This is a genomic window from Rossellomorea pakistanensis (assembly GCF_016908495.1).
Lineage (GTDB): Bacteria > Bacillota > Bacilli > Bacillales > Bacillaceae_B > Rossellomorea > Rossellomorea pakistanensis.
Genome location: NZ_JAFBDZ010000001.1, coordinates 627,363 through 640,229 on the forward strand (window position 1 = coordinate 627,363; position 12,867 = coordinate 640,229).

At 34.9% G+C, this 12,867-nt stretch carries 18 protein-coding genes; 7 read left to right on the forward strand and 11 right to left on the reverse strand.

Translation table 11 applies throughout. The features are described 5' to 3' along the window. The first annotated feature begins 120 nt into the window (after positions 1-120). Positions 121-1,713, forward strand: a complete 1,593-nt coding sequence (locus tag JOC86_RS03035; protein WP_205168289.1) for an ABC-F family ATP-binding cassette domain-containing protein — start codon at positions 121-123, stop codon at positions 1,711-1,713. Between the two features lie 78 nt (positions 1,714-1,791). On the opposite strand, the gene JOC86_RS03040 is transcribed toward JOC86_RS03035, so the two are convergent. The 8 genes from JOC86_RS03040 to moaA form a co-directional block, all read right to left on the reverse strand. After that, positions 1,792-1,968 (reverse strand): hypothetical protein, encoded by a 177-nt coding sequence (locus tag JOC86_RS03040; RefSeq protein ID WP_205168290.1) that lies wholly within the window; start codon positions 1,966-1,968, stop codon positions 1,792-1,794. A gap of 157 nt (positions 1,969-2,125) precedes the next feature. Next, positions 2,126-2,329 carry a cold-inducible protein YdjO-related protein gene (locus tag JOC86_RS03045; RefSeq protein WP_205168291.1) on the reverse strand — a complete coding sequence of 68 codons (204 nt, stop codon included), beginning with the start codon at positions 2,327-2,329 and terminating at the stop codon, positions 2,126-2,128. 80 nt (positions 2,330-2,409) lie between these two features. After that, positions 2,410-2,610, reverse strand: coding sequence for a cold-shock protein (locus JOC86_RS03050; RefSeq protein ID WP_205168292.1), 201 nt, complete (start codon positions 2,608-2,610; stop codon positions 2,410-2,412). 337 nt (positions 2,611-2,947) lie between these two features. Next, the gene (locus tag JOC86_RS03055; RefSeq protein ID WP_205168293.1) at positions 2,948-3,079 is read right to left on the reverse strand and encodes a YuzL family protein; all 132 of its coding nucleotides are present in this window, start codon (positions 3,077-3,079) and stop codon (positions 2,948-2,950) included. Positions 3,080-3,121: 42 nt separating this feature from the next. Beyond that, positions 3,122-3,901 (reverse strand): nucleotidyltransferase domain-containing protein, encoded by a 780-nt coding sequence (locus JOC86_RS03060; protein WP_205168294.1) that lies wholly within the window; start codon positions 3,899-3,901, stop codon positions 3,122-3,124. Positions 3,902-4,016: 115 nt separating this feature from the next. Then, on the reverse strand, positions 4,017-4,529 hold the full coding sequence (gene mobB / locus JOC86_RS03065; RefSeq protein ID WP_205168295.1) for a molybdopterin-guanine dinucleotide biosynthesis protein B: 513 nt from the start codon (positions 4,527-4,529) through the stop codon (positions 4,017-4,019). Further along, positions 4,511-5,782, reverse strand: a complete 1,272-nt coding sequence (locus JOC86_RS03070) for a molybdopterin molybdotransferase MoeA (RefSeq protein ID WP_205168296.1) — start codon at positions 5,780-5,782, stop codon at positions 4,511-4,513. The genes mobB and JOC86_RS03070 overlap by 19 nt, the downstream gene beginning before the upstream one ends. 69 nt (positions 5,783-5,851) lie before the next feature. After that, complete coding sequence (moaA, locus tag JOC86_RS03075) at positions 5,852-6,859, reverse strand: GTP 3',8-cyclase MoaA (RefSeq protein ID WP_205168297.1); 1,008 nt, start codon at positions 6,857-6,859, stop codon at positions 5,852-5,854. A 188-nt stretch (positions 6,860-7,047) separates the two neighbouring features. Here moaA and JOC86_RS03080 point away from each other — a divergent pair, with 188 nt between their 5' ends. Genes JOC86_RS03080 through modB form a run of 3 tightly spaced genes read left to right on the forward strand, consistent with a single transcriptional unit; the run spans position 7,048 to position 9,564 of the window. Continuing rightward, entirely contained in the window at positions 7,048-8,133 is a 1,086-nt protein-coding gene (locus tag JOC86_RS03080) for an AI-2E family transporter (RefSeq protein WP_205168298.1), read from the forward strand. Between the two features lie 36 nt (positions 8,134-8,169). Then, positions 8,170-8,898, forward strand: coding sequence for a molybdate ABC transporter substrate-binding protein (gene modA, locus JOC86_RS03085; RefSeq protein WP_205168299.1), 729 nt, complete (start codon positions 8,170-8,172; stop codon positions 8,896-8,898). Then, a complete protein-coding gene (modB, locus tag JOC86_RS03090) occupies positions 8,899-9,564 on the forward strand; it encodes a molybdate ABC transporter permease subunit (protein ID WP_205168300.1) in 666 nt (221 codons plus the stop codon). Positions 9,565-9,693: 129 nt separating this feature from the next. On the opposite strand, the gene JOC86_RS03095 is transcribed toward modB, so the two are convergent. Continuing rightward, complete coding sequence (locus tag JOC86_RS03095) at positions 9,694-10,026, reverse strand: DUF1033 family protein (protein WP_205168301.1); 333 nt, start codon at positions 10,024-10,026, stop codon at positions 9,694-9,696. A gap of 158 nt (positions 10,027-10,184) precedes the next feature. Here JOC86_RS03095 and JOC86_RS03100 point away from each other — a divergent pair, with 158 nt between their 5' ends. Beyond that, on the forward strand, positions 10,185-10,637 hold the full coding sequence (locus JOC86_RS03100; RefSeq protein ID WP_205168302.1) for a cupredoxin domain-containing protein: 453 nt from the start codon (positions 10,185-10,187) through the stop codon (positions 10,635-10,637). 239 nt (positions 10,638-10,876) lie between these two features. On the opposite strand, the gene crcB (JOC86_RS03105) is transcribed toward JOC86_RS03100, so the two are convergent. Next, entirely contained in the window at positions 10,877-11,233 is a 357-nt protein-coding gene (crcB, locus tag JOC86_RS03105; protein ID WP_205168303.1) for a fluoride efflux transporter CrcB, read from the reverse strand. Further along, on the reverse strand, positions 11,230-11,616 hold the full coding sequence (gene crcB, locus JOC86_RS03110; protein ID WP_205168304.1) for a fluoride efflux transporter CrcB: 387 nt from the start codon (positions 11,614-11,616) through the stop codon (positions 11,230-11,232). Before crcB (JOC86_RS03110) ends, crcB (JOC86_RS03105) begins: the two co-directional genes overlap by 4 nt. 119 nt (positions 11,617-11,735) lie before the next feature. Here crcB (JOC86_RS03110) and JOC86_RS03115 point away from each other — a divergent pair, with 119 nt between their 5' ends. Together JOC86_RS03115 and yidC are read left to right on the forward strand one after the other, a co-directional pair. After that, positions 11,736-12,032: a hypothetical protein gene (locus JOC86_RS03115; RefSeq protein WP_205168305.1), complete on the forward strand. Its 297-nt coding sequence runs from the start codon at positions 11,736-11,738 to the stop codon at positions 12,030-12,032. 26 nt (positions 12,033-12,058) lie between these two features. Then, positions 12,059-12,835: a membrane protein insertase YidC gene (gene yidC / locus JOC86_RS03120; protein ID WP_205168306.1), complete on the forward strand. Its 777-nt coding sequence runs from the start codon at positions 12,059-12,061 to the stop codon at positions 12,833-12,835. Positions 12,836-12,867 lie beyond the last annotated feature (32 nt).

A 12,867-nucleotide genomic window follows, 5' to 3' on the forward strand; every position in this document is an offset into this window, starting at 1 on the left:
TTTTTCAGTTCCATTATTACTTTACCCTAATAGATAAAAATAGTCATTTAGATGAATCCCGTATGTTTTTTTGTCCTTACATGTTATAATTTCCTAGACTATTTGTTGGAGGTATTTAAAATGATACAAGTATCAGATGTAAGTTTGCGTTTTGGTGATCGTAAATTATTTGAAGACGTTAATATAAAATTCACCCCTGGGAACTGCTATGGTTTAATTGGAGCGAATGGAGCAGGAAAATCGACATTTTTAAAGATTCTTTCTGGTGAACTGGAATCACAAACAGGGAATGTTTCAATGAGCCCAGGAGAACGTTTAGCTGTCCTAAAACAGAACCACTTTGAATATGAAGAATATGAAGTTTTAAAAGTTGTCATAATGGGACACTCCCGTTTGTATGAAGTAATGCAAGAAAAAGATGCAATTTATATGAAAGCAGACTTTTCAGATGAAGATGGAATGAAAGCTGCTGAATTAGAGGGCGAATTTGCTGAGCTGAACGGTTGGGAAGCAGAATCTGAAGCGGCTATTCTTTTAAAGGGTCTAGGAATCACAGAAGACCTCCATCATAAGAAAATGGAAGACCTGACGGGTGGGGAAAAAGTAAAAGTATTACTTGCTCAAGCACTTTTCGGTAAACCTGATGTTTTATTATTAGATGAACCTACAAACCACTTAGACATTAAAGCTATTCAATGGCTAGAAGAATTTCTAATAAACTTTGAAAATACAGTAATCGTTGTTTCACATGATCGTCACTTCTTAAATAAAGTTTGTACTCATATCGCTGATTTAGATTTTGGAAAGATTCAAATTTACGTAGGGAACTACGATTTTTGGTATGAATCTAGTCAGTTAGCTACAAAAATGGCTCAAGACCAAAATAAGAAAAAAGAGGAAAAGATTAAGGAGCTTCAAGCATTTATTGCTCGATTCAGTGCAAATGCATCGAAATCAAAACAAGCGACATCTAGGAAGAAACTTCTTGATAAAATCTCTTTAGATGATATTAAGCCATCTTCTCGTCGTTATCCGTACATTGCATTTAAACCTGAACGTGAGATTGGGAATGACCTTTTACGTGTAGAGGGGTTATGTAAGACAATTGATGGTGAGAAAGTTTTAGATAATGTAAGTTTTATCATGAATAAAGATGATAAAATCGCATTAGTTGGTGATAATGAAACAGCCAATACAACCTTAATGAAAATTCTAATGGGGGAAATGGAGCCTGATAGTGGATCATTCAAATGGGGTGTGACGACCTCTCAAGCTTACTTCCCTAAAGATAACGGTGAATATTTTGAAGGGACGGACTTAAACTTAGTAGATTGGCTAAGACAATATTCCCCTCATGATCAAAGCGAAACTTTCTTACGAGGGTTCTTAGGTAGAATGTTATTCTCAGGAGAAGAAGTGAATAAGAAAGCTAGTGTACTTTCAGGTGGAGAAAAAGTCCGTTGTATGCTTTCTAAAATGATGCTAAGTGGTTCAAACGTATTATTATTAGATGAACCAACTAACCACCTGGACTTAGAATCAATCACCGCATTAAATAACGGTTTAATAAACTTTAAAGGTTCTATGATATTTACTTCACATGACCATCAATTCATCCAAACGATTGCAAATAGAATTATTGAGATCAAGGACGATGGTATCATTGATAAACAAATGACATACGACGAATATTTAGAAGTATCAACAAAATAACAATAAAAAATGCGATTCATGGAAGTAGTTTACGATCACTTCTTATGAATCGCATTGATTTTTATCTAGAACTTTAACTTAAATCCAACGAAACTTAGGTTTCCCCTCTTCGTTCGTTTCATCTTCCATTTCTTCTCTATCTAGTGATGAACCTTTCCAGAAGAATTCCCAAATCGTATCTTTCGGGGTCTCTTCTTGTTCTAAATCGGTTTTCTTTTGTTCTACCTTATCAACGACTTTCTTTTTCTTGACCATTCTAACAATCCTCCTTTCCATCTTAAACAATACATACTATTCACAAAAAGGAATATCGTTTAAAGGAAATTCAACTAAAGTTTTATTCCTTTATCTATTCCGTTCCCAAAGAAAAATGGGACTGACCCTTGTAGGTCAGTCCCATTACGATAATAATTTATTTCGTGCTTGGATGTGGATTATCGACTACTTGCAAAACTTTAGTTGAGGATTCCATTTCGCTTTGACAAAGAGGACAAAGTGGATCTTCTTCGCTTTTGAAATTGTCACGAATCCACCCTTTACAATCTTCAGCTGTACAGCACCAAATTTTGGTTTCTTCTGTTTTGATTTCTTCTTCATTTCTTCTGCCAAATGCCATAGGATATGACCTCCTTGTATCGTTACAAAAATAGCTACCCAAATCATAGGGTAGCTATTTTATATCTAAGCAGACCGTTATTATAATTTTACAACGTTTGCTGCTTGAGGACCACGGTTACCTTCAACAACTTCAAATTCTACACGTTGACCTTCGTCAAGTGATTTGAAGCCTTCACCAGTGATAGCACTGAAGTGTACGAATACGTCGTTTTCGCCTTCGATTTCGATGAATCCGAATCCTTTTTCTGCGTTAAACCATTTAACTGTACCTTGTTTCATGAATAGAAACCTCCAAAAATAAATAAAAAATTAATATGCTACTTTTTAACTAAAAATTCACATATTATAAAAAGTACCGACGAAGTGCGATCACTTTTTATAATATGTGAATAGCTTCGGTAAATTTTCAAAAGTAGTTATCAAACTAACTAGCTTATATCCTATTATACAACATATCCACGATTTGTCAAATCAGTTAAAAACATTGCATCGTCTTTGTCACAAAAGGGAACTGACCCAACATATTATCAATATAAAGAAGATGTTTTGATAGCATCTTCTTTATATTGAAGTGTAGTTCCTAGATACCTTCATCTTGGAACAGACTCGAGTTATTTTATTTTTTATTTCTTTTACGGGCCGAAGAGCTCTCCGTACCTCCAGGTAATTCTGAATTTGTTGTACCTTGCCCCTCTACTTGTGCAGACCCAAGACCTGCTTTTGATGGATCTTGCTTTTTCTTACTCATCGTTATCACCTCGAAAAATAGTTTGTGAAATCCTCTCTATTTTTATGTATTTTCCCGTAAATTTATCGGGGACCTCATTTTCCAACCATTTATTTGAAAATCGCCCATTTTTAAAAGGACATACTCAGCAAGCTGATGGTAGATCGCCATCATCTCATCCCTATGTGATAACTTTAAAGCTCTTTGGAATTTTCTAGAGAAGAACTCGTCAGGAAATGCACTTTTTCTATATTTTGTAAGGAAATTCTGTTCTGAAAGATAAGGTTTAACTTGATAGGGAGGAATTGTTTCTATGTTCAAAAAATGACAGTATGCGTTAAAAAGATCAGATAAGGAATGTGAATAGACAAAATGATAATCTTGACTTCCTTTTTCGTAAGCATCCTGTAAATTATCAAGAGTGTCCCAAATTGAATACTTCATCAATTCTATTGCAGTAGAATTCATGATTTTATATTCTTTTTTTAACCAACTCTCTCCTTCTTGCCGTAACTGCTCAACAGTCCCGAAACGGTCAAATAAAATTTCCCCTGTTGCAAACTGAACGGCTGCATGACTTCTGCGATCTTCATAATCCTCTAAAAAATAGCTCCTAATTTGCTCAGGGGGATTAATAAAATATTCAATTAAATAATTCTCTATAATTAAATTCCCTCTTTCCCGCCAATTCGTTCCTGCTTTCAATAGAATATGTACATCAATATCTGAATGAGGACTTGGACTACCTGTTACATAACTTCCACATACAAGAGCGCCAATGACCGATTCGTCTTCCTCCCAATGCTCCAAAAATTTATTTACTGCCCATTTCCACTTCTGCATTTTTCCCTCCACTTAATTCTATTAATATTTAACAAAAGATTCGAGACAATTTTATCGAGTGAAGTTGTCTTTCACTACTCGAAAAAAGCGATCTGTTTAGAGAGTATTCAGATACTTAGGCTAAATCAAATCCTAAAAATGAAAAAACCCATTTTATAATGGTGGAATCATCTTCAATAAAGAAGCAATGGACCTCTGATTCATCGATAGGAATCCATGAGACTACCGCCACTATATTGGAAACACTTTCTAATAGATTTAGATCCTTGTGAGTACGGATAAAAAGGATTTTTGGGATATTCTCGTTTTTGTAGCCCTCAATCACAATAAAGTCTAATGAGAATGATTCATAAAATTTCAAAATATCATAAAGTGACCAATGGTCAGAATAAGCTTGTAAGGATAACGTTCCATCACCCTCAACGGCTGACACGACGGCTCCAGCTTCAAACTGCTTTGAGCTATCGGTTTTCGCTGATTCGAGGTGAGGAGGTCCACCGTGTCCATGGTGCTTTATGGTTCCTATTTTTAAACCATTAGAAGATCCAAAGGAAATGAGCTTTTCAGAAAAAGTCGTTTTTCCACTATTTTTATACCCTACTAATCCAATTACTTTCTCATATCCCACATTTCTTCACTCCCCTTTTGGTCTTCTAAAAGGAGGACATCTACCAGGTTTCCTTTCTTATATCCTCTTGTACCTCCTGGAAGAATCATTAAAGCATCTGACTTTGCTAATGAGGAAACCGCATTCGATTTATCTAAGCCAACGGGCTTAAACAGAATATCACCAGAACTGTACTGCAGTTCACCTCTTACAAACCTAGTAAATGGATTTGCTTTTGGAAAGTCTTTATTTAGGTATGCCTTAACAGGTCGAACATATGGAGAATCACTATAATTCCAATAGCGAATAATTGGTCGTACAAAAAGTTCAAACCCAACATAACAAGCAGAAGGATTCCCGGACAACCCAAATAAAAGTTTCCCCTCTTTTTCTGCTACAGTTGTTACACTTCCAGGTCTCATGGCTACTTTATTAAATAATTCCTGGGCATTGATAGAACGATAGACTTCAGGAAGGTGATCGTAGTCACCCACAGAAACACCACCTGTTGTGATAATAAAATCACATTCCAATAAAGCTTTTTGTGTAAGTTCAACCAAATCTTCTAAATCATCACCAATCTGACCGTAATAGTTTACATTGCCCCCTGCTCTTTTTATTTGAGAGGAGACCATATGAGAATTACTATTTCTAATTTTCCCTGGCGCTAATGGTTCATGAACATGTAAAAGTTCACTGCCTGTTGCAATAAGACCAATAATCGGCTTTTTAACTAGGGGAACTTTCGAATAACCGAATGTAGCTAATAACGCTTTTACGCCAGGATTAATATAAGTGCCTTTCGAAATAATTTCAGTACCTGCTTCCACGTCTTCTCCCTTAAATGAGATGTTTTCCCCTGGCTTTAATTTTCTTTTTATTGTGATGTATTTACCGCCTTCTTTTTTACTAACCAATTCCTTCATAATGACTGCGTCGGCACCTGGAGGTATTGCACCCCCTGTCATGATTTTTACCGTTTGATTTTTCCCTACTATTTTTTCAATTGTATGCCCTGCAGGTATTTCATCAATTACTTCAAAATCTATTGAGTTATTCGAAGAAAGTAATTCTGTATCCTGTGATCTTATCGCATAACCGTCATAAGGGGATCGATTAAACGGAGGCACAGGGTGATCTGCACAAATCGGATCAAACAGGTACCCATCATCACATTCAGAGAAGTTCACTACATTTTTATTTCCTCTTTTCTTCCATTTCATTACGGTCTTTACTGCTTGATGAACAGTTATAGGATTTCGTTTTTCACTCATTTTTTACTCCCCTTTAGTCACTAAGATCAAGGAAATTCTCTGCCATTATAAGAGAAAAATTTTGAAAGCTTATCCACCAATAAAAGACATCTCAATTTTCCTATTATCCGAAGTTCCTTCTTTTCTTAAATCAGAATATCGATCATCTCTGTTACGCCAAATTTCTGAGACCTTTTTTAACAACGATTCGTCATTTATGTTTGATTTTAAAAGCTCTTTAAGACTGAACCCTTTAGATGCAAATAAACATGTGTAGAGATTTCCATCTGCAGATATTCTTGCTCTCGTGCAGCTTGAACAGAAAGTTTCGGATACAGAGGAAATGAATCCAATTTCAGTGTTCGTCCCTTTATATTTATAGCGCTTTGCTACTTCACCATAGTAATTTTCTTCAAGTGGCTCTAGTTCGAATTGGGTCCTTAAGCTCTCCAATATGGCATTCATTGATACAACTTTTTCCCAATTCCATCCATTATGATTTCCAACATCCATAAATTCAATAAATCTCAAGGTGATCCCTTTGTCTTTAAAATAATTTGCCATCGGAAGTATTTGAGAATCATTGATTCCCTTTTGAACAACCATATTAATCTTAATACGAAAGCCTAACTCTTTTGCTTTATCAATTCCTTTTAAAATGGATCTATGACTAATTCCTCGACCATTCATTTTTTTGAATAATGTATCATCAATGGAATCTAAACTAATATTCAACCTTCTTAAACCAGCACGATAAAGTGCTTCTGATTGTTTCGTTAAAAAAACACCATTTGTTGTAAGTCCTATATCTTCTATACCATTTATTTTTATTAGTCTTTCGATTAGTCTTGGTAATTCCGGTCTTAATAAAGGTTCTCCACCGGTAATCCGAAGCTTTTTAACCCCTAGATTTGTAAAAACCCTAGCTAATCTTTCTATTTCATCAAAAGATAATAACTCATCTTTTTTCAAAAATGGATAATCAGAACCAAAAATTTCAGCGGGCATACAATATTGGCACCGAAAATTACACTGGTCTGTCACCGATATCCTTAGATCTCTTAAGGGTCGTTGATAAATATCTTTTATTTGATTCATAAGATCCCCTTCTTATTAATAGCTTTACCAATATTCTAACAGATTCATAGAAAAACAGAATCCCCAACCATTCAATTCGATAATGATGAACATTTTCTATTATTCATTTGTGCTTTCATTTGACGTTACATTTGCTTCCATTTAGGTTAAAATGATGGATATGCTACTTACATAGAGGAGAATTAAAAATGCCAAAAGGAAAATGGTTTCGTACAGGTTATGGAATTGCATTACTCTTATTAATTATATACCTAGGGAGCTTAGTTGATTTTATCTTTACTCCTATAAGGGTAATCGTGACAACTTTATTTGCTCCCATTATCATTGCTGGTGTTCTATACTATCTTTTGAGACCACTTGTCCTATTTCTATCACGGTATATTCCACGATCACTGTCTATCATCCTGATTTATTTAATGGGGATTGGGGTTATAACAGCATTAGTATACTATCTAGGCCCTCTTTTACAAAGACAGGTTAATGGTTTAATTAATAATACTCCACAGCTAGTTGAAGATATTCAACATTTACTATTAAATTTAAAGCAAAACGATTTAATAGAGAGATTCCAGGAGGGACAAAATTTTTCTTTTGAAGAAATTGCTCGTAGATTTACCGATGAACTAAATGCCTTCTTGTCAACTTTAGGTTCAAATATTATAAAAATCATTTCTACTGTGACAAGCATTCTAGTTTTAATTGTGATTATTCCATTTGTTCTGTTTTATATGCTAAAGGATGGCGATAGATTACCACAGTATGTATTAAAGCTAGTGCCAAAACAACATGAGAAAGATGGAAAAAGAATTTTAAAAGATATGGATGATGCACTTAGCTCATATATACAAGGGCAAATTATTGTAAGCCTTTGTGTAGGAGTATTAATTTATATCGGCTTTCTAATTATAGACCTTGATTACTCTCTTGTCCTCGCTTTAATAGCGATGTTTACAAATGTGATCCCATTTGTCGGACCATTTATCGGCACCATTCCAAGTCTAGTTGTTGCATTTTTAGATTCGCCTATAATGGCTCTATGGGTGCTTATTGTAGTCATTGTTGTTCAACAAATTGAAAGTAATTTAATATCTCCTCAAGTGATGGGAAAAAAATTAGATGTACATCCATTAACAATTATTCTACTATTGCTTGCAGCCGGAAACTTCGCTGGCCTTCTAGGCTTAATTTTAGCCGTTCCAACATATGCGGTCTCAAAAGTCATAGTAGTAAATGTGTACAGATTCATCCAAATACGAAGAATGAGTAAGGAATAGATAAGGAAAATGATTAACAGACTAACAGTTCTTCTGATGTGCATCATTTTTTTGACAGCGTGCCAAACAGAAAAACCTTCAAAAACTTTGACAGTAGCAGCCGCATCCAGTTTAAATAATGCATTTAACGAGCTTGGACAAGTGTTTGAGGAAAAATCAAATATATCCGTTCAATTCAGCTATGCGTCATCTGGCCAACTTACTCAACAAATTAAACAAGGTGCACCGTTTGATGTATTCGCCTCTGCAGAGATTTATTATTTGGAAGATCTCGCGAAGGCTGGTTTTGTTGAACAAAATACTATTTCGACTTTTGGAAAAGGCAGATTGATCTTATATCACCCCGATCATCCTAATTTAATTGATGATTTTAATGTATTATTGGACAATGATGTTCACCATATTGCGATTGCTAACCCTGAATTTGCTCCATACGGTAAGGCAGCCACTGAGTTTCTTAAAGAGATTAAGCTTTATGAACAAGTACAGGAAAAAGTCGTATGGGGTGAAAACATTCGTCAAACTTATCAATATGTAAAAACCGGGAATGCCTCTATTGGAATAGTTGCAAGCTCCCTTATTACTAGAAAGGATCATTATTCTAAAATTGATTCTAAGTTCTACAATCCGATCGAACAATCTATTGGAGTGATTTCATCATCTCCAAACAAAGAGGAAGCTAGAGAGTGGATAAATTTTCTTAATAGTAAACAAGCACAAGACATTCTTGTAAAATATCGTTTAGCTTTAAAGGAAGAATCTTAAATGCCTATATTTCAAACACCGTTTATTCTCTCAATGAAAATTGCTTGCATATCTACCTTTATTACTTTTTTCGTGGCAATTGTGTTAGCTTGGATTTTTGCATATCGAAAATCGTATCTGACTCAATTTTTATCAGGCATCACCACTTTACCACTTGTTTTGCCACCGACAGTACTCGGCTATTATTTACTAGTATCAATCGGCAATGAGAGTATTATCGGGAAATTGTATATATATTTATTTGGAAGTACACTTGTCTTTACACAAACGGCTGCTGTGATTGCTGCAAGCATTGCTTCTTTACCTTTAATGATTCGCCCCTTTCAAATCGCATTTGAATCTATTGGTAAAGAAATTCGAGAAGCGGCAGAAGTTGATGGTGCCAATTCATGGATTACTTTCATCCAAATCGTTATCCCTTTATCATATAAAGGACTACTGGCTGGGATTATTTTAGGATTCGCTAGAAGTTTAGGTGAATTCGGCGCAACTTTAATGGTCGCTGGAAATATTCCAGGCAAAACTCAAACTCTGTCCATTGCCATCTATGACGCTGTTCAAGCAAACGATTGGAATACGGCCAATCTAATGGTAATAACACTTAGTGGAATATGTATAGCAATCATTCTCCTCTCTTTTCCTCTCGAGAAAAGAGAAGAAAACTAAAAAGGGGCTATCCAAAAAGGGGTCCAGAACCACTATGATTGTCCATATATAGAAGATGTCTTAAGGGTTTCTTCTACATATTTAAGTTGTGGTTCCTGACACCTGGGTATTTGGACAGCCCCTTTTAGCTCATTGTAAAACCTTCCTAATACTCACTTCGTTCTTAAGATCTACTAGGTTGTCATTATACATAAAAATCAAACCGTGATATATTTGTAGATCATCATCACATCCTTCACAAAACACCCTTTCATTCGGATCCCAAAAAGCAACGGTATGGTAATTTTTCTGCTTTAAATAAGGAAAAGCCTTTTTTAATTCACCAATCTTTTTAACATATTGATCTATTGTGTCGATTTTAGATTCGTACTCAAATATTGCTGTTATATCTTTACGCCAATCATCAAAAAACCACCAGGGTTCCGATTCCCCTTTAGTCTGAATGATTTTCCACTTTCCCACCATTCACACCCCCTAAAGATCCTATCTCTAAAAAAGTTTACAAAAGTTCAGCAATAAAATAAACCTATATGCATTTGCTCAAGATGAAATATTGAAAAGTAGACAAGTTCTTTGATGAAAGAGCATAGGATATTAGAAATAATTAGGGGGGAAATTCGATGAAGTTTATTGTATTAAAAAAAGGGTCTGTGGTTTTATTAATTGTAGCGTTTGTCATTTTATCGTTAGGAGCTGTTTGGTTTTTACTCCCAGATAATTCCTACCCTACTGTCTCTATGAATGAAAAAGCCAATAAACAAGTCATACAGCTGGTTACAGGGGAGTTCAAATCAGAGACAGACGATGGTAAAGAAATTGAGGTGTACCGCTGGGACCCCAGTACTATTTTTGTAGAAAAAGGTGAAGAAGTAGAATTAAGAATATTAGGAGTAAATGGTCATGAACATCCATTCTACATAGAAGGAACAGATGTGAAAGGAACCGTTCAAAAAGGAAAAGAAACAGTTGTTACCGTTAGATTTGACAAAGAAGGTACCTACCGCCTCATATGCAACACCCACCAAACACTTGAAAACAACGGACCAATGGTAGGCTATATAGTTGTTGATTAAAGCAAAAGCGGAAGTGCATTGAACAGTCCCAACAAGCATAAGCCGAGCCCCAAAGGAAGGATGCCTTTTCCCTTCCTTTGGGGCTTGTCTTATAACTCGAGGAGCTAAGCGCTGGATCTGGATGAAACCAAATGCAGGAGCGCTTGAACTGAGGGAAAAGTAAAGTAAAAGATCAAAGGACCAAAATAAAGCGAAGAATTTGTAACTTCCTTACCTCGCCTAATTCTGGTATTTCTTAATTAAAATTGCGTTCCAATGTAATATCCAATAAAAGCCAAAAGGATACCAAATATATATGTAGTGAATAAATAACAGAAAAATGTACGTAGTTGTTTTTGGTTAATAAGCTTTATTGATTCCAGTTTGAAAGTTGAAAAAGTCGTAAAGCTTCCTAAAAAACCTGTACCTAATAGTGCTAAGGTATTGCCTCCAATACGAGAACCAATCATGTATCCCAATAGAAATGAACCCAGTACATTAACTAAAAATGTAGCAATGGGAAAAGTAGAATGAATTCTCTTCTTAATAAAAATACCGACTCCATAACGTAAGATTGCCCCTATAAAACCTCCCAAACTGATTAATAGGTAATTCATGAATTTACTTCCTTTCGTTTGGTGCTCATAAGGGATCCTATAAATGACAGCAGTAATCCTCCCATTATGCTTAATAGAATATATAATATTCCTAAAAGATATTGACCACCTTCAAATAATTGTATCGTTTCGACGCTAAAGGTAGAAAAAGTTGTAAAAGAGCCGATTAAACCTGTCCCCAAAGCCGTCATTAGTTGAGGAGAATAGTTATTTTTTTTGATCATTGAATGGGTAAGCCAACCTAAAATAAATGAGCCTAAAAAATTGGTTATTAATGTTGCAATCGGAAATGAAGTCGTTAACAGGTTTATGGTCATTAAACTAATACTATAGCGCAAAAGGCTTCCAATTGCCCCACCGACTCCAACTAATAAATAAATCATTTGAACGTCTCCCCTTTTTTAAAAATGAAACCTTTTTATATCTCTTTACGTAAATAAGTAGTATACTTAAAATATATTAAGGTATACTTCATTAAACTCATTATTAAAGGTGAATCAATTTGATTACATTGTTATTTGAAGCTAGTACTGATTTCATTATTTATCCAATATATATAGGCTTTATTTTTAGTCTGCTTATTTCATTTGCTTGGAGCTGGTTTGAACTTCATTCCTTCCAAGACCGGTATAGACATGATAATACGTATAACCATTTTGTTCAACAAACAGAGTTCATCCCGTTATTAAGAACCCATTTTCCGTTTTCAATTATTCAATGGATTTCTAAGAACATTAGATCTATTATCTATGTCAGTGATGACGAAGAATTTCCTTCCCTCTCATTAAATGCTTTATAATCATTTATTAATGAGGAGGAAAACTTTTGAAGAAGAAAATTTTTTCACTAATGATTATTATATCCACTGTAGTGTCGTTATCTGGGTGTTCGAACGCATCCGAAAAAGGAACATTATTTCATAATTATTTGGTTCAACCATTTGTGACAGCTATTCACGAAATCGGTCTGTTCTATAATGGAAACTTTGGACTTTCCATTATTACCATCACCGTGATAATACGGTTAATCATGCTTCCGTTTATGATGAGAAATTACAAGAATCAGCAAAATATGAAAGTTAAAATGGAGCTGATTAAACCTGAGCTAACTTCTATTCAACAAAAAATCAAGGAAACAAAAAATCCTGAGGAACAAAGAAAACTTCAACAGGAAATGATGCAGCTCTACTCTAAACATGGGGTTAATCCATTAAACATGGGTTGTTTACCTTTGATTTTACAAATGCCAGTACTAATTGGACTTTACTATGCTATCCGCACTTCCGAAGAAATTGCCAGCCATTCGTTCCTATGGTTTAATTTAGGTCACCCAGACATCCTCATGCCCATTGTTGCAGGTGTCATTTATCTAATTCAGGCAAAAGTTTCTCTTATTGGGATGCCTGTTCAACAACAAAAACAAATGAAAATCTTTAGTTATATGTCACCGATTATGATTCTCATCTTCTCTTTCAATGTACCTGCTGCCTTACCTCTTTATTGGGCAACAGGGGGAGCATTTTTAATTTTACAAACATTGCTTGCTAGAAAGCTTTACTTTAAAAAAACGAGTAAAGAATTAATTGAAAATCACAATGTCTAATGATAAGGGCTGTCTCCATGAGAGACAGCCCT